This is a genomic window from Rhodococcus sp. Q (assembly GCF_005503035.1).
In the GTDB taxonomy this organism is placed as follows: domain Bacteria; phylum Actinomycetota; class Actinomycetes; order Mycobacteriales; family Mycobacteriaceae; genus Rhodococcus_G.
Window position 1 is genome coordinate 250,676 of record NZ_SCOY01000004.1, and the last position, 16,093, is coordinate 266,768.

13 protein-coding genes are annotated in these 16,093 nt (G+C 68.8%); 5 read left to right on the forward strand and 8 right to left on the reverse strand.

The genetic code is table 11. The features are described 5' to 3' along the window. Positions 1 to 106: 106 nt before the first annotated feature. Positions 107 to 2,041, forward strand: coding sequence for a 1-deoxy-D-xylulose-5-phosphate synthase (dxs, locus tag FFS72_RS06775; RefSeq protein WP_137873210.1), 1,935 nt, complete (start codon positions 107 to 109; stop codon positions 2,039 to 2,041). A gap of 28 nt (positions 2,042 to 2,069) precedes the next feature. Here dxs and FFS72_RS06780 read toward each other — a convergent pair whose 3' ends face one another. From FFS72_RS06780 to FFS72_RS06800, 5 genes are all read right to left on the reverse strand, one after another. After that, complete coding sequence (locus FFS72_RS06780) at positions 2,070 to 3,515, reverse strand: sugar porter family MFS transporter (RefSeq protein WP_137873211.1); 1,446 nt, start codon at positions 3,513 to 3,515, stop codon at positions 2,070 to 2,072. Between the two features lie 151 nt (positions 3,516 to 3,666). Further along, on the reverse strand, positions 3,667 to 4,680 hold the full coding sequence (locus FFS72_RS06785) for an iron-siderophore ABC transporter substrate-binding protein (protein ID WP_137873212.1): 1,014 nt from the start codon (positions 4,678 to 4,680) through the stop codon (positions 3,667 to 3,669). 142 nt (positions 4,681 to 4,822) lie between these two features. Continuing rightward, the gene (locus tag FFS72_RS06790; RefSeq protein ID WP_137873213.1) at positions 4,823 to 5,815 is read right to left on the reverse strand and encodes an alpha/beta hydrolase; all 993 of its coding nucleotides are present in this window, start codon (positions 5,813 to 5,815) and stop codon (positions 4,823 to 4,825) included. A 311-nt stretch (positions 5,816 to 6,126) separates the two neighbouring features. Beyond that, positions 6,127 to 8,232 carry a 3-hydroxyacyl-CoA dehydrogenase NAD-binding domain-containing protein gene (locus FFS72_RS06795; RefSeq protein WP_137873214.1) on the reverse strand — a complete coding sequence of 702 codons (2,106 nt, stop codon included), beginning with the start codon at positions 8,230 to 8,232 and terminating at the stop codon, positions 6,127 to 6,129. Beyond that, a complete protein-coding gene (locus tag FFS72_RS06800) occupies positions 8,233 to 9,453 on the reverse strand; it encodes a thiolase family protein (RefSeq protein ID WP_137873215.1) in 1,221 nt (406 codons plus the stop codon). 227 nt (positions 9,454 to 9,680) lie between these two features. On the opposite strand from FFS72_RS06800, the gene FFS72_RS06805 reads away from it, so the two are divergent. Further along, positions 9,681 to 10,442, forward strand: coding sequence for an SGNH/GDSL hydrolase family protein (locus FFS72_RS06805; RefSeq protein ID WP_137873216.1), 762 nt, complete (start codon positions 9,681 to 9,683; stop codon positions 10,440 to 10,442). A gap of 415 nt (positions 10,443 to 10,857) precedes the next feature. Next, positions 10,858 to 10,983 carry a hypothetical protein gene (locus tag FFS72_RS26945; RefSeq protein ID WP_283235405.1) on the forward strand — a complete coding sequence of 42 codons (126 nt, stop codon included), beginning with the start codon at positions 10,858 to 10,860 and terminating at the stop codon, positions 10,981 to 10,983. 73 nt (positions 10,984 to 11,056) lie between these two features. Here FFS72_RS26945 and FFS72_RS06810 read toward each other — a convergent pair whose 3' ends face one another. After that, entirely contained in the window at positions 11,057 to 11,821 is a 765-nt protein-coding gene (locus FFS72_RS06810; RefSeq protein ID WP_137873263.1) for an oxygenase MpaB family protein, read from the reverse strand. A 389-nt stretch (positions 11,822 to 12,210) separates the two neighbouring features. Between FFS72_RS06810 and FFS72_RS06815 the strand changes: the two genes are divergently transcribed. After that, positions 12,211 to 12,858: a TetR/AcrR family transcriptional regulator gene (locus FFS72_RS06815; RefSeq protein ID WP_249353162.1), complete on the forward strand. Its 648-nt coding sequence runs from the start codon at positions 12,211 to 12,213 to the stop codon at positions 12,856 to 12,858. On the opposite strand, the gene FFS72_RS06820 is transcribed toward FFS72_RS06815, so the two are convergent. Further along, on the reverse strand, positions 12,851 to 14,113 hold the full coding sequence (locus FFS72_RS06820) for a ribonuclease D (protein ID WP_137873217.1): 1,263 nt from the start codon (positions 14,111 to 14,113) through the stop codon (positions 12,851 to 12,853). The two genes, FFS72_RS06815 and FFS72_RS06820, sit on opposite strands and share 8 nt — an antisense overlap. A gap of 127 nt (positions 14,114 to 14,240) precedes the next feature. Here FFS72_RS06820 and FFS72_RS06825 point away from each other — a divergent pair, with 127 nt between their 5' ends. Further along, positions 14,241 to 15,470: an alpha/beta hydrolase gene (locus FFS72_RS06825; protein WP_137873218.1), complete on the forward strand. Its 1,230-nt coding sequence runs from the start codon at positions 14,241 to 14,243 to the stop codon at positions 15,468 to 15,470. On the opposite strand, the gene FFS72_RS06830 is transcribed toward FFS72_RS06825, so the two are convergent. Next, positions 15,456 to 16,031: a DUF3000 domain-containing protein gene (locus FFS72_RS06830; RefSeq protein ID WP_137873265.1), complete on the reverse strand. Its 576-nt coding sequence runs from the start codon at positions 16,029 to 16,031 to the stop codon at positions 15,456 to 15,458. The two genes, FFS72_RS06825 and FFS72_RS06830, sit on opposite strands and share 15 nt — an antisense overlap. Positions 16,032 to 16,093: the final 62 nt, after the last annotated feature.

Sequence of the window (16,093 nt, forward strand, 5' to 3'; positions counted from 1 at the left end):
GCGGTACGCCTGGCGTTGATCGCCCCGCAGCCTCCGTAGACTGATCGGGATCGGCCGATCCGCGGTCGGAGTGTTGTGGTGCAGTCCTGTGGAGGGAGCGATCTCGTTGGGTGTTCTTTCTCGAGTTCAGTCGCCCGGTGACCTCGACGGCCTGACCCTCGCCGAGATGCGCGAACTCGCCTCCGAGATCCGCGCGTTCCTGGTGGAGAAGGTGTCCGCGACCGGCGGGCACCTCGGCCCCAACCTCGGTGTCGTCGAGTTGACGCTCGCCGTGCACAGGGTGTTCGAGTCCCCGCACGACGCAGTGCTCTTCGACACCGGACACCAGGCGTACGTCCACAAGATCGTGACCGGCCGCAAGGACCGCTTCGACACCCTGCGCAAGCAGGGCGGGCTGTCCGGGTACCCGTGTCGTGCCGAGTCCGAGCACGACTGGGTGGAGTCCTCGCACGCGTCGGCGGCACTGTCCTACGCGGACGGGCTCGCGAAGTCGTTCGAGTTGACCGGCCAGAACCGGCACGTCGTCGCGGTCGTCGGCGACGGCGCGCTGACCGGCGGCATGTGCTGGGAGGCGCTCAACAACATCGCGGCGGGACGTGACCGGTCCGTCGTCATCGTCGTCAACGACAACGGGCGCTCCTACGCGCCGACGATCGGCGGCCTCGCCGACCACCTCGCCGCACTGCGACTGCAACCGGGCTACGAGCGGGTGCTCGACAACAGCCGCCGCATGGTCAAGAAGATGCCCTGGGTGGGGCGCGCGGCGTACCAGCTGCTGCACGGCATGAAGGCCGGCATCAAGGACATGGTGAGCCCGCAGGTGATGTTCACCGACCTCGGGATCAAGTACCTGGGGCCCGTGGACGGGCACGACCAGGCGGCGATGGAGTCGGCGCTGCGTCGCGCGAAGTCGTTCGGCGGACCGGTCATCGTGCACGCCGTGACCCGGAAGGGCATGGGCTACGCGCCCGCCGAGAACCACGTCGCGGACCAGATGCACGCGACGGGCGTGATCGATCCGCGGACGGGCCGGTCGACGAGCAGCCCGGTCGCCGACTGGACGTCGGTGTTCTCGCAGGAGCTGATCGACCGGGCAACCGTGCGGAAGGACATTGTCGCGATCACGGCGGCGATGCCGGGGCCGACCGGTCTCGCGGCGTTCGGGGACCGTTTCCCCGAGCGCATGTTCGATGTCGGGATCGCGGAGCAGCACGCCGTCACGTCGGCGGCGGGTCTGGCGCTCGGTGGGCTCCACCCGGTTGTCGCGGTGTACTCGACGTTCCTCAATCGCGCCTTCGACCAGCTGCTGATGGACGCCGCTCTGTTGAGGCAGCCGGTGACCCTGGTGCTCGACCGGGCCGGTGTCACCGGGCCCGACGGCGCCAGCCACAACGGTATGTGGGACTTCTCGTTGCTCGGCATCGTGCCGGGGATGCGGGTCGCGGCTCCGCGTGACGCGGCAACCCTGCGTGAGGAGTTGGGGGAGGCCCTCGCGATCTCCGACGGCCCGACGGCGGTGCGGTTCCCGAAGGGGGCCGTCGGCGACGACATCCCGGCGCTCGAACGGATCGGTGGGGTCGACGTGCTCGCGATGCCCGCTGCGCGCAGCGGCGACGTGCTGATCGTCGCGGTCGGGTCGTTCGCCGTGATGGCGCTGGAGACGGCGAAACGCCTGGCTCAGCAAGGAATTTCAGCGGCGGTCGTCGATCCGCGCTGGGTGCTGCCGGTGGCGGACGCCCTCGTCGACCTGGGCCGCAACTTCTCGATGGTCGTCACCGTCGAGGACAGCGGCGTGCACGGCGGTATCGGATCGGCGGTGTCCGGGGCGCTGCGCGCGGCGGATGTCGACACCCCCGCCCGCGACGTCGGTGTGCCGCAGCGGTTCCTCGACCACGCGTCGCGGGACCAGGTGCTCGCCGAGGTCGGGCTGACCGCCCAGGATCTGGCCCGCCAGATCACCGGGTGGGTGGCCGGACTGCGGTCCGACGACGACGCCGCGGCCCCGACCGCCATCGAGCCGGAGGCCACCCCGAAGTCCTGATGGGCTCCGGGGTCGGGAGTTCCGCGGGTCAGCCCGCGGCTTCGAGTGTGCGGCCGCGGGTTTCGGTGACGAACTTCCAGACCACGAAGAACGACAGGGCCGCCATGACCGCGTAGCCGCCGTAGGTGGCAGACAGATTCCAGTCGGCCAGCGCCGGGAACGTGGCGGAGACCAGGAAGTTCGCGACCCAGTTGGCGGCAGTGGCGACGCCGACGGCCGCGGCGCGGACCCGGTTCGGGAACATCTCGCTGATGAGCACCCACACCACCGGGCCCCATGACAATGCGAAGAAGAACACGAACGTGTTTGCGGCGACCAGGGCGATCGTCCCGTTGGATCCGGACAGGGTGGCGACGGAGTCGCCCTCCGCGTCGGTGGTGACCACCGCGGAACTGAAGCAGACGGACGTGATCGCGAGGGACACGGCCATGCCGACGGAGCCGATCAGGAGCAGCGGTTTGCGGCCGACGCGGTCGATCACGGCGATCGCGACGAACGTGCCGACGATGTTGACGAGCGCGCTGACGACGCTGATGAACAGGGAGCGGTCCTCGCCGAATCCGACGGCCTCCCACAGTGTCGCCGAGTAGTAGAAGATCACGTTGATGCCGACGAACTGTTGCAGTGCGGCGAGCGCGATACCGATCCACACCAGAGGCGCGACGCCGAGCGGTTTCGAGAACAGTTGCCGCACCGTGGTCTTGGCCCGGTGCTCCTTCAGCGATTCGCGCACCTCCGCGATCCGGGCGGTGACCTGAGCATCGTCGCCGCCTTCGAGTTCCGCGAGAACCCGACGTGCCTGGTCGTCGCGGCCCCGTAGGACCAGGAATCGTGGTGACTCGGGGATCGGGAAGGTCATCAGCAGGTACAGGACGGCTGGGATCGACTCGAGCGCGAGCATCCACTGCCACGCCTCGATGCCGGCGAGTTCTCCCCGGGCACCGTCCGCCGCCTGGGTGAGCGCGTAGTTGACGAGCTGTGAGATCGCGATCCCGAGCACGATCGCCAACTGGTACATCGAACCGAGCCGGCCGCGGATCGACGCGGGGGAGATCTCTGCGATGTACGCGGGGGCGATCACCGCGGCGAAGCCGACTCCGACTCCACCCACCACACGCCAGAAGGTCAGGTCGTACACGCTGAACGGAAACGCCGAGCCGATCGACCCGAGCAGGAAGAGGACCGCGGCGAGTTGCATGACCCGAATGCGGCCCAGGCGATCGGCCAGATCGCCTGCGATCCAGGCGCCGAGTGCGGCGCCGAGCAGAGTGAGCGAGACCGTCAGCCCGGTCCCGCCTGCCCCGATGTCGTACTTGTCGCGGATGGCTCCGACCGCGCCGTTGATGACAGCGGTGTCGTAGCCGAACAGGAATCCGCCGAGGGCGGCGGCAGCGGCAATCATCACCGCATGCCCCGCGTGGGTGTGGGCGGGACCGGAACTGCTTCCGCCGTAAGAGGTGTCGCTCGTCGCCATGGCCGCCCAGCCTCTCAGCCGTAGAGCCTCCGGGCCGACGCTCCATTGCGTCGACACACCCGGAGTACTATGACGCTACTGCGAATCGCCCCGGTGTGCGCGACATCACACGGTGTGGCGGTGTCGGCACTGCCACACCGTGTGGGTCGGCTCACTTCGCGTTCGCGGCGGCCCGGGACAGCTCGGGGACGATGGTGGGAAGCACCCACGGGATGCTCAGCACGTTGACGTTGCTCAGCGCGGCGATGACCTGCTCGTCGGTCAGCACGACCGCGGAGTTGCGGCCGACCGCGGACAGCTGTGCGAGGGCGGGGTTCGATGCCATGTCGCTCGCTCCCGCGACACCGAAGGCGACGACGACGTCCGCGTCGATCTGGCGCAGGTTCTCCAGGGAGAGGGACTTGTAGAAGGTGCCGGCCTCGTTGTCGGCGGCGAGTGCCTCCACGCCGGGCGCGTTGACGAATCCGAGCTCGGTGAGGACCTGGACCCGGGGGTCGGTGGGCAGGTAGACGTTCGCCTGGCCGGTCGAGGTGTCGAGGTTGACCACCGTCAGCGTCTTGCCTGCGAACTCGGGATGCGCGGCGGCGGTGTCGGCGAGCGTGGTGCCGAGTCCGTCGATCAGCGCGCGTGCCTCGTCGGGCTTGCCGACGGCCTGCCCGATGAGCGTCGTCTGGTCCTGCCAGGTCGTCTGCCAGGCGCCGCCGGGGTACGCGACCGTCGGTGCGAGTTCCGTGAGCTGCTTGTAGTAGGCCTCGTCGAATCCCTCGTACGGCGCGAGGATCACGTCGGGCGCGAGGGCGGCGATGGACTCGACGGACGGTTCACCGGCCTGCGGGTCTTCGAAGAGGGTGGTCGTGTCCGCGTCGAAGTACGGCTGAGCCCAGGGCATCACGCCGTTGGCGTCGGCGCCGTACACGTACTTCGGCTGACCGACCGGCTTGAGGTCGAGGGCGTACAGCACGTCCTGTGCGTTCCAGCCCATGGTGACGAGACGCTCGGGCTGCGATTCGATGGTCGTCGACCCGAACGTGTTCTCGATGGTGACGGGGAAGTGGCCGTCCCCGGAAGGGGTTCCGGTGTCGGTGTCGTCGGAGGTGGACGAGCAACCGGCCAGGACCGTGACGGCGAGTGCGGCGACGCCGGCGCGCAGGAGAGAGTGCTTCACATAGGGGAGGCTAACCTACTGTGGCGGCGTTCTGGAACGGTCCGTGATCACGAATAGGGAGCAAAGCTCATCGCCCGCACAGGAGTAGGGCCGGTGCCGCAGGACGTGTCCCGTGGCACCGGCCCTCTCGCGCTCGGTCGGATCAGCCGATGTTCGCCGACAGGTCGGGGATCATCCGGTTGACCTGGTCCTCCCAGTTCTTCCAGTTGTGCACACCCGTCGCGGGGTAGTCATAGTGGACGTTTCGCGCGCCGATCGTGGCCATCCGGACCTCGAACGCCCGAGTGTTGGCCAATGCCAGCGCTTCGAGGGGCACCGCCTGCACGATTCCGAGTGCACTGGCCACGTCACCCTGTCCGGGTACCGCGCTGCCGGACGAGATCCACAGTCGGGTGTTGTTGTCGCGGAGTTGAGGTGCGAACACGAACGGGTCCATGCGCAGCCACTGCGGGCCCCACGGGGGAGCCATCGAGTCGATGTTGAAACCGCCCGCCGAGATCATCGCGACGCGGAGGGCCTCACGCATGCCGGGAGCCGATGTGTTGAGGAACCCGGAGTACGAGCCGGCGAAGCTGAACTGCTGCGGGTAGTACCCGGCGAGGGCCAGCGCGGCGCTGCCGCCCATCGAGAGCCCGAAGACGCCGTTGCGGGTGGACCGGAACCCGAGTCGGTTGTTCAGCTCACGGGGAAGGTGCTGGGTCAGGAACGTTTCCCACTTGTACGTGTTCCGCTTCCCTGCGACGTCGTTCCCTGCGGCCGACGAACCGACGGCGGACGATCCGGCAGATCCCGTGCTCGAACCGTCCGTGCCGAAGAAGGTGCTCGGTGCGTTCCAGTCCAGGTAGAAGCTGGACTGGCCGCCGACCGGCATCACCACGTTGATGTTCGCCGCGGTCAACGCCCGCGCAACGTTGGTTTCGATCTCCCAGCCGTTGAGGTCGTCCCGCGCCCGCATGCCGTCGAGGGCATACACCACACGGTTGGTGTTGCCGTTCGCCGCGCGGAAGACGCGCGACTTGATCGGGCCCATCTCGGAGTCGACCCAGAAGTCGAAGCCGTAGTTCGGATCGAACGCCGCGTTCGCGGTGCCGATGGGACCTGCTACCGACGCCCCGAGCGGTAGCACGATCGCCATCGACACCAGAACAGCGCGTCTGAGCAATCCGGTGCGGTCGGGAGAGCCGGCAGCCCTCCCGTTTTTCCAGAGGCGTAATCGCATCGTGCTCGGGCCTTTCGTTCGGTGCGGCCAATGCACAGCCGCGGGTCACGGGCCCGTGCACTTTACCGCGCGACGCGTGTCCCACGTCATCTGCGTCGCCCCGGTGTCGCGCGTGTCGGGTCTATATTGCCTGGTCAGGGGAATATCGCGCGGAGATGATTCCCCTCCGACGGCACGGGCGCGGCGCGGGATCATCCCGTGCCGCGCCCGTGTGTGGTGCGGGTCGGTTAGACGCTGGCAACACCCGGTGCCAGGAACCGCTTGCCGTTGACGGCCTCGGAGGTTCCGGTGCGATCCAGGTACGGGGTGATGCCGCCGTTCCAGAATCCGAAACCGCCACCGAGGATCAGGCAGAGGTCGATGTCCTCGGCCGCCGCGACGACGCCCTCGTCGAGCATGATCGCGATTTCCTCGGCGAATGCCCGGCGGGTGCGCTCGAGGACCTCGTCGGCGGTGGACGGCTTGTCACCCTGGGGCCACAGTGCGGCGACCTCCGGGTCGACGACCTGTCCCTCGGGCCCATAGGTCCACACGCCGGGCTTGCGGGCCTCCACGAGTGCCTCGAGTCCGGGCGAGGACGCGAACCGCTCGGGGTACGAGGCCTGCAGGGTCTCGCCGGTGTGCAGCGCAACGGCCGGGCCGACGAGGGCGAGCAGCGTGAACGGGCTCATCGGCATGCCGAGTTCGGCGATCGCGTTGTCGGCGACGTCGAACGGGGTGCCCTCGTCGACGGCGGCCATGACCTCGCCGAGGGTGCGGGTCACGAGCCTGTTGAAGACGAACCCGGCCTTGTCGCCACACAGCACCGCGGACTTACGCAGCGACTTCGCGGTGGCGAAAGCCGTTGCGAGAGTGGCATCGTCGGTCTTCTCGCCCTTGATGATCTCGAGCAGCGGAAGCACGGCGACCGGGTTGAAGAAGTGGAAGCCCACCACGCGTTCGGGGTGCTCGAGTTCGGAGGCCATCTCGGTGATGGACAGCGAGGAGGTGTTGGTGGCCAGAACGGTCTCGGGGGAGATGTGCTCCTCGAGTTCCGCGAACACCTTCTTCTTGACGTCCATGTTCTCGAAGACGGCTTCGATGACGAAGTCGGTCTTCGCGAACGCGGCCTTGTCGAGGGAGCCGGTGACCAGCGCCTTGAGGCGGTTCGCGGCGTCCGGGGACAGCCGGCCCTTGCCCTGCAGCTTGTCGATCTCGGCGTGGACGTAACCGACGCCCTTGTCGATGCGCTCCTGGTCGATGTCGGTGAGGATCACCGGCACCTTGAGCTGCTTGACGAACAGCATCGCGAGCTGGCTGGCCATCAGGCCGGCGCCGACGATGCCGACGCCCGTGATCTTGCGAGCGAGGGACTTGTCGGGGGCTCCGGCGGGACGCTTCGCGCGCTTGTTCACCAGGTCGAACGCGTACAGGCCTGCCCGCAGCTCGTCGGACATCAACAGGTCCGCGAGGGCCTCGTCCTCGGCCGCGAACCCTGCGTCGAGGGTCGCGGTGTCGGTGAGGTCGACCGCGCGGGCGGCGTCGAGCAGCGCGACGGTGCGCACGGCGCCGAGGGCGTTGTTCTTGGTCTTGCCCGCGACGAGTGCGGTGGCACGGGCGATTGCCTCGTCCCAGCCTGTGCCGCGGTCGATCTCCGGGCGGGCGGGGACGATCTCACCTGCGAGCACCTTGGCCGACCACGAGAGCGACTGCTCGAGGAAGTCGGCGGAGCCGAGGACGGCGTCGGCGAGGCCGAGCTTCGCGGCCTGCGCGGCGCCGATGACCTTGCCGTTGTTGAGGGGGTTCTCCACCGCGATCGTCACCGCGTTGGCCGGCCCGACGATGTTGGGCAGCAGCTGCGTTCCACCCCAGCCGGGGACCAGACCGAGCATCGCCTCGGGCAGGCCGAGGGCGGGCACGTTGTCCGCGTAGGTGCGGTAGTGGCAGTGCAGGCCGACCTCGAGGCCGCCGCCGAGCGCGAGGCCGTTGACGAACGCGAAGGTGGGCACGGACGAATCGCGCAGGCGGCGGAACACCTTGTGGCCCAGGCGGCCGAGCTCGATGCCCTGCTCGCGCGACGTGATCGACGGGACGCCCTTGAGGTCGGCGCCCGCGGCGAAGATGAACGGCTTGCCGGTGACGGCGATCGCGGCCGGGTTCGCATCGAACGCGACGTCGAGCGCGGCGTCGAACGCGAGCAGGCCGGCCGGGCCGAAGGAGTTCGGCTTGGTGTGGTCGAACCCGTTGTCGAGGGTGATCAGCGCGACCGGGCCGTCGATGCCGGGCACCGCGACGAGCTTCGTGTAGGCGTTCGTCACGACCTCGTCGGCGAAAGCGCTTGCAATGTCACTCATTTACTTGCCTCCGGCCTGGTAATCAGCGTGGTTGGGGTTTTCCCAGATGACGGTGCCGCCCATGCCGAGGCCGATGCACATGGTGGTCAGGCCGTAGCGGACGTCGGGGTTCTGCGCGAACTGACGCGAGAGCTGCGTCATCAGGCGGACCCCGGAGGAGGCTAGGGGGTGGCCGCACGCGATGGCACCGCCCCACTGGTTGACGCGCGGGTCGTCGTCGGCGATGCCGAAGTGATCGAGGAACGCGAGCACCTGCACGGCGAACGCCTCGTTGATCTCGAACAGTCCGATGTCCTCGATCTTCAGGCCGGTGCGGGCGAGGAGCTTCTCCGTCGCGGGGACGGGTCCGATGCCCATGACGGCGGGGTCGACGCCCTGGTAGCCGAATCCGACCATCCGCATCCCGACCGGCAGGCCGAGTTCGGCGGCGGTGTCCTCGCCGGCGAGGATCGCGGCGGTGGCGCCGTCGTTGAGGCCGGCCGCGTTGCCTGCGGTGATCCGGCCCGCGGGACGGAACGGGGTCTTGAGCTTGCCCAGGTCCTCGAGCGTGGTGCCGGGGCGCGGCGGCTCGTCCTCGGTGGCCAGGCCCCATCCGGCGGCGGAGCGGGTGGCGACCGGCGCGAGCATCTCGGAGATGTACCCGGCCTTGCGAGCGGCGTCGTACTTGTTCTGCGACGCGACCGCGTAGGCGTCGGTGCGGTCCTTGGTGATCGCCGGGAACCGGTCGTGCAGGTTCTCGGCGGTGTTGCCCATGACCAGGGCGGACGGGTCGACGAGCTTGTCGGCGAGGAAACGGGGGTTCGGGTCGGCGCCCTCGCCCATCGGGTGCCTGCCCATGTGCTCGACGCCGCCTGCGATGACGACGTCGTACTGGCCGAAGCCGATGCCGGAAGCGGTGGTGGTGACCGCGGTCATCGCGCCCGCACACATGCGGTCGATCGCGAAGCCGGGAACCGTCTCGGGCAGGCCCGCGAGGATGGCGGCGGTGCGGCCGATGGTCAGGCCCTGGTCGCCGGTCTGGGTGGTGGCGGCGACAGCCACCTCGTCGACGCGCTCGGGCGGCAGCTGCGGGTTGCGGCGAAGCAGTTCCCGGATCGCCTTGACGACCAGGTCGTCGGCGCGGGTCTCGGCATAGATGCCCTTGGCGCCGGCCTTGCCGAACGGGGTGCGGATGCCGTCGACGAAGACGACGCCGCGACCCTGCGAAGTGGATGGAGACACGCTGTTTCCTCCTGGTGGGGGGAGATGCTCACCGTCACCGTTGCCCTTGCGGCGGTGAGGCCTGTATTTGCCCTCGTAGCGAGCCGTGCGCGTTCGCTACCGGTCGGTAACTTAGTCTACGTCAATACCGCCGGTACCGACATGAGGGATCGTGTGAGAGCACGAGCCCGCACCCGCTATAGTCAATTTCTTTAATAGTGAATTCGGCACTCCGGGAGGTATGTCAGGTGTTCACCAGGTATGTCGCGATCGGCGACAGTCAGAGCGAGGGCCTGAACGACGGCGACGACGACGCCGGCTACCGCGGCTGGGCCGACCGGCTCGCCGAACGGCTCGCCGTCGTCGACCCCGGGGCGAGGTACGCGAATCTCGCGATCCGCGGCAGGCTCGCCGCGCAGGTCAGGATGGAACAACTCGCGCCCGCACTCGCGCTCGAACCGGACCTCGCCTCCGTCGTCGCGGGCGTCAACGACCTGCTGCGTCCGAAGTTCGACCCGGTGACGGTCGCGGGTGAACTGGAGATCGCATTCGAGGCGCTGACCGCCTCCGGTGCGCGGGTGCTGACCATGGCGTTCCCGACGCTCGGTGCGGGAATGCCCGGCGGGTCCGCGATCAGGGGTCGCATCGTCGCGCTCAACGCCGAGATCCGCGCCGCCGCCGACCGGCAGGGGGTCGCGTTGGTCGATCTCGAGGCGTACTCGGTGTCGACGGACCCGCGACTGTGGAGCTGGGACCGCCTGCACCTGAACGCGGACGGGCACGAGCGCCTCGCGGCAGCCGCTGCCAGCGCCCTCGCCCTGCCGGGTTCCGACCTGTCGTGGCAGGAGGATCTGGGACCGCTGCCGTCCGTGCGATTCGGTGACCGCGTGCGCGGGGATGCGGAATGGGTCGTCCGCTTCCTCGGCCCATGGCTCGGGCGCCGTATGCGGGGCACGTCCTCGGGTGCGGGACGCACCGCGAAGCGGCCACAGTTGACGCCCGTGAGTTGACGGTGTCGAGCGTCACAGCATCGGCGTCGACGAAATGTGGCCGATCACACGCGAATTCGGCGCCCATTCCTGCGGGCCGACGGCGGGAAGGTGTCGGGGAGGCGAACGGAGGCCGACGGGTGCGTCGACCGGGGTGATTCGTGGTTCGTGTTCGCCGCGCGGTGAGGTGATCCCCCTCACTGCGATTCGTGCGGTACTGCTGCTCGCCCGTGTCGGACGTAATCGCACGGACTGACGTATTGGTATGCAGCGCAGCGTTGTTCGACGGCCGAATCTGCTCCGAGTCCCCACCGGGCGTTTGTCGCTACTGCCGAGTAACCGTGCTTGTCAAGGCCGTGACCACTCGCAACGCGGGCAGTACGTTCGTGCTGTGTCCACATCTCGGGCACGAATCACACATTGAGGGAGGACAATCGTGGGATCTTCTGAGATCGCTTCCATCGTCACCGGAGTGGCGACCATTCTGACCGTGATCGAGAAGCTGAGCGCGGCAAGCAGTGCGGGCGACGAGACCGGGAGCCTTTCGACGCTCTCAGCCTAGTTCACGCGTGAGAAGGCGATGGTGTTCAGGAGTGAGTCATCCTGGCCACCATCGCCTTTCGTGGTTCGGTGAATCAGACCGGTGAGCGTCCCGTTCGCAGGCGCCAGCGCAGGTCGGCCATCAGGTAGTTGTATGGGAACTCGCGCAGCACCGTCGGCATCCGGCGGTTGACGGTGGCGATCACCTTCATCATGCGGTCGAATCGCTTCTGGTCCTTGGCTGTCCACGAGTACCGCATCTGGTCACGGAACTCTTGCGGCAGGAATCCCTTCGTGATGAAGAGGTTGGTCCTGCCGATCAGCCTGGCGGTGAGAGGGTGCGCGAACTTGGCGCGCGCGATGTAGTCGAGGTGCTCGCGGGTGGCGTCGTCGATGTGCACCTTCTTCAGTGACTCCGCCCAGTACTCCTCGAACGCGTCACGGGTCGCGGGCCACATCTCTTCCTTGACCTGAAGGGTGGTGCCGAAGACCGCGCCCTTCTGGTAGTAGTACTCGCGCTGCGCCGGGGTGTACGCGCCGCGCAGCAGTCGATGGGTGTCCTCGAAGCCGCGGTAGATGCAGGCCGCGACCCACAGCTGCAGTTCCGGATCGAAGGCGTTGTACTCGACGGGGCTCTCGTCGGTCGACCGAACCTGGGCGTGCGCGCGGTTGACGCCGCGGCGGAACAGTCGCTTCTCCTCGTCGGTGCCCATCGACGCGACCGCGAGAAACTGCAGTGTGGTGCGGCTGCGCTTGATCGGATGGTCCAGCAGGCGTCCCGACTCGACCTTGCTCTCCATCACGCCATAGCCGACCGCGGGCCACGAGAGCTGCATGATGACGTTCGCGGCGCCCGCCATCAGGGAGATTCCGTCGACGTGGGCCAGCACGGGCCCGCCGTCGATGGCCCGGATCGGCTGCTTGGCGGCCGGGACGGCAGGCGCTGCCGCCGGGGCCGGCGCAGCCGGTGTGGTTTCGGGGGTTGCAGCGTCGGATTCGGCGGCGGCCTTGGGTGCCGCCGCCTTCCGTGCCGCAGACTTGCGCGCGGCGGGTTTCGCGGCGGCCGGCTTGGCTGCGGCGGGCTTCGGTGCCGCGGCCTCGGGTGCTGCCGCTTCGGGCGATTCGCTCGTTATCGTGCCGTCCGCTTCCGGTGCCACAGACATCTGCCCCTCCAGGTATCTCGTTCGGCCCCGTCGGCCGCATCTGAACACGACTGTACTCAGATATATGTACCGCGTACAAGGGTCGGATGAAAAGATCGCCCGATGGGAAGATGGACGCCATGACGACGTCGGCACGGATCTACGCGGGAGTCGAGGGCGATCAGCGCAAGGCCGAACGACGGGCGCAACTGATCGAAGCCGGACTCGACCTGCTGGGAGGGCCCGACGGTGAGACGGCCTTCTCCGTTCGTGGAGTCTGCAAGAAGGCCGGACTGGCGAGTCGGTACTTCTACGAGTCCTTCGCCGATCGGGAAGCGCTCGCGGTGGCCGTCTACGAGCACGCGGTCGGTCGAATCGCCGAATCGGCACTCCGGGCGGTCGCCGAGGCGCCGCAGGAGGAACGCGCCCTCGTGCGCGCGGTCGTCGCCATCCTCGTCCAGGAGATCTCGGACGATCCACGACTCGGCCGACTCGTGTTCTTCGCATCCCTGAACAACATGCTCGCGCAGCAGCGCCTGGAATCGGTGCGGATGTTCGTCGGCCTGACCATCGCGCAGGCGGTCGACTTCTACGACACGCCGTCCGGCCCCGAACTCGACCTCGTCGGTCACTTCGTCGTCGGCGGACTCGCTCAGATCCTCACCGCGTGGCTCGACGGTGCGGTCGAGGTGGACACGGAAACCCTGATCGAGCGCTGCACCGACCTGATGATCGCCGCGGGCGGCGTCAGGTAGTCGTCGCCTGCGTCAGCGCTGCGGCGAGTACGGGCGCGGTCAGTTCGCGTTGCCACGGCCTGGCGTCGCCGGCCTGGAGAACCGAGTCGACGAACTCCGTCAACTGGGCGGCACTCTCACCGGCATGGTCGGCGGGGACGTAGTCCCAGCACAGTCGCCGCACCAGTTCCGGCATCAGAAGATTCTCGACCGGCACGGTCACCCGCTCGCTCAGGGTCGCCAGCTCTGCCCGCGCCGCAGCGAGCCGTTCCGCCGCGTCGGGGTGCTTCCGGGCCCAGCGTCCGGCGGGCGGTGGACCGCTGAACGGCTGTGTGACCGGCGGCAGCTCCGACTCGGGAAGCGCGCGGGCGCGTTCGAGTGCCTGGAGCCACACCTTCGAACTGCGGCGCTGGCGGGGTCCGCCGAACACCGGTAGTGCCCGGAGCGCGTCCACGGACATCGGGTTCGCGCTCGCGGCCGCCGTGATCGCCGAGTCCGGGAGGATGCGGCCGGGCGCGATGTCGCGACGGGACGCGATCTCGTCGCGTGCCAGCCACAACTCACGGACCGCGGCGAGCTGGCGGGGCGACTTCAGGGAGTGGATCTGCGACGTGCGCCGCCAGCGGTCGGCCTTCGGCTTCGGTGGGCCCGCGAGCCGGATGTGCTCGAATTCCTGTGCGGCCCAATCGGTTTTGCCCTGCGATTCGAGCTCGGCGGCGATCGCGTCGTGCAGTTCCACGAGCACCTCGACGTCGAGAGCCGCGTAGTTGAGCCACGATTCGGGTAGCGGACGGCGGGACCAGTCGTCGGCGCCGTGTCCCTTCTTCAGTTCCAGCCCGAGCAGTCGTTCGACGACCGCCGCGAGCCCCACCCGTTCGAATCCGGCCAACCGGCCCGCGAGTTCGGTGTCGTACAGCGAGGCAGGTCGGAGTCCGAGCTCCGCCATCCCCGGCAGATCCTGATCCGCCGAATGCAGGACCCACTCGAGGGGATTGATCACCTCGGCGAGCGGACCGAGATCGCCCGTGACAGGGATCGGATCGACCAGGACCGTTCCCGCGCCGGCGCGCCGGAACTGCAGCAGGTAGGCGCGGTTGGAGTAGCGGAAGCCGGATGCGCGCTCGGCGTCGACGGCGAGTGGCCCGGTGCCACCCGCGAGCCGCACTGCCGCCTCCGCGACCAGGCGAGGCGAGTCCACCACCTCGGGCAGCCCGCCCGACGGCGCCAGGAGGGGGACAGCGGTGGGTGCAGGCGAGGGGACGCTCGGCTCCGACATGGTAGGTGACTCTACGACGGCTGTCTCAAGCATCGAGGAACGACCCGGACCACGCGTGGCGGAATGCCCCCGCCGAGTGCGCGGCGTGTCCTAGATTCGATCCGGCGGTACACCCGAAAGGCAGCGCATGACTATTTCCTTCGCACTACGGCAGGCAGTGAACGCGGTGGCGAGCGTGAACGCGTTGCGCCCGATGGACGGCCCGCGCAGCGCCGTCCCCGCCTTCCCCGCGGGCTGGCTGACGTCGGAGCTCGCACCTCAACTTCTCGCGGCCACCGCGCTCGACGCGGGCATCCACGTGGCGCGGCGCGGCGTCCGCACCCCGACCGATCGGATCGGGCTCGCCCTCGCCGCCGCGTCCGCTGCCGGATTGGCTGCGAACATCCTCACGGGCAGCCGGGCGGGAGCCGAGATGGACGCGGCGCTCACCGAGGTCGGGATCGACCTCCCGGGTCGTGCCGTCGACTGGCGGTCGTCGTCGCGGCCGTTCTCGTACCGTCGCGAGGGCGTGCGCCGGGTCCGGAACCTCGCGTACGCGCCCGGCGGCAAGCGCTTCCTCGTCGACGTCTACCACCACCGCGACACCCCGGCCGACGCGCCGATGCTGCTGCAGGTGCACGGCGGCGGATGGGTGATCGGTAACAAGGACCAGCAGGGACTGCCCCTGATGGTGGAGATGGCGTCGCGGGGCTGGGTGTGTGCGGCGGTGAACTACCCGCTCTCGCCCAAGGCGGTGTGGCCGGACCACCTCGTCGCACTCAAACGTGCGGTCGGGTGGATGCGCACCGAGGGTCCGCAGTACGGGGGAGATCCGGGTTTTCTGGCGGTCACCGGTGGTTCGGCAGGCGGCCACCTGTCCACGATGCTCGCGCTGACCGCGAACGACGCGGTGCTGCAGCCCGGTTTCGAGGACCTCGACACGTCGGTGCAGGCCTGCGTGCCGTTCTACGGCGCCTACGACTTCACCGGCGAATCGGGCATCCCCGCCGTCCGGTGGCGGGTCGAGTCGAAACTGACCCGGATGGTTCTCGGGCGGGACGCGGTGTTCCCCGACTCCTACCTGGCCGCCTCGCCGCTCGCGAAGTTGCACGCCGGTGCGCCACCGTTCCTCGTCATCCACGGAACGAACGACTCGCTCATCCCCGTCGCCGAGGCCCGCGACTTCGTCCGGAGGCTCCGCGACGTGTCCTACAACCCCGTCGCGTACGCGGAACTGCGCGGAGCCCAGCACGCCTTCGACCTCTTCCACTCCCTGCGCAGCGACCAGGTCACCACCCGAGTGGCGGCATTTCTGGAATGGACACGCGCACGCGCGGAGGAGGGAACCGAACCCGCGCAGCCGTCAGTGACCCAGTGAGGTGACGCCTGCGGGCGGCAGACCCGCCGCCGCTGCGAGAACCTCGCAGAACGCCTCGACATGAGGCGCCAACGTGGTGCTACCCGCAGTCCAGGACGCCCGCAGTTCCAGTTGGTGGGCGCGCGGCGGACCGGCGATGTCGCCGTATCGGACCGAACTGGTCGCGGTGACGGTGCCGCCGAGTGCCGTCACCTGCTCGTGGTGGGCGTCGAGCGCGTCGATCAGCCAGCTCCACGCGACTTCGGGAAGCAGCGGATCGGCCGCGAGGTCTGCCTCGAGGTCGGCCTGGATATAGGCAACCAGGCGCAGGGTCCCGTTCCACGCCTCGTCGCCCGCGGGGTCGTAGAGCAGGATCAGCCGACCGAAGGCATCGCCCTCGGAGTCCTCGGCAACGGCGTCGGCCTGCGGATGCCTGACTTCGGCGCCGATCGCGTAGCTGTACGGGGCGAGTCGCTGAGGCGGCCGGATCGGGCCGATCTCGATCTGCGGGTGGACCGATGCCGCATGCATGGAGTCCACTGCGCTACGGAACGGCGCTGGCTCGGCGTTGGGTCCGGACATGGTCACAGAGCGGACGGTAGACCGGCCCCGATGATCGGCGCGGGAGGCGCGCCGGACGTCGT

What these genes read in the sequence shown, in the direction of transcription:
- FFS72_RS06780 (WP_137873211.1), bottom strand. Translation starts at nt 3,515, where the DNA reads ATGGCGACGAGCGACACCTCTTACGGCGGAAGCAGTTCCGGTCCCGCC.
- FFS72_RS06790 (WP_137873213.1), bottom strand. Translation starts at nt 5,815, where the DNA reads ATGGCGATCGTGCTACCGCTCGGGGCGTCGGTAGCAGGTCCCATCGGC.
- FFS72_RS06795 (WP_137873214.1), bottom strand. Translation starts at nt 8,232, where the DNA reads ATGAGTGACATTGCAAGCGCTTTCGCCGACGAGGTCGTGACGAACGCC.
- FFS72_RS06810 (WP_137873263.1), bottom strand. Translation starts at nt 11,821, where the DNA reads ATGGCGGGCGCCGCGAACGTCATCATGCAGCTCTCGTGGCCCGCGGTC.
- FFS72_RS06815 (WP_249353162.1), top strand. Translation starts at nt 12,211, where the DNA reads ATGAAAAGATCGCCCGATGGGAAGATGGACGCCATGACGACGTCGGCA.
- FFS72_RS06820 (WP_137873217.1), bottom strand. Translation starts at nt 14,113, where the DNA reads ATGTCGGAGCCGAGCGTCCCCTCGCCTGCACCCACCGCTGTCCCCCTC.
- FFS72_RS06825 (WP_137873218.1), top strand. Translation starts at nt 14,241, where the DNA reads ATGACTATTTCCTTCGCACTACGGCAGGCAGTGAACGCGGTGGCGAGC.
- FFS72_RS06830 (WP_137873265.1), bottom strand. Translation starts at nt 16,031, where the DNA reads ATGTCCGGACCCAACGCCGAGCCAGCGCCGTTCCGTAGCGCAGTGGAC.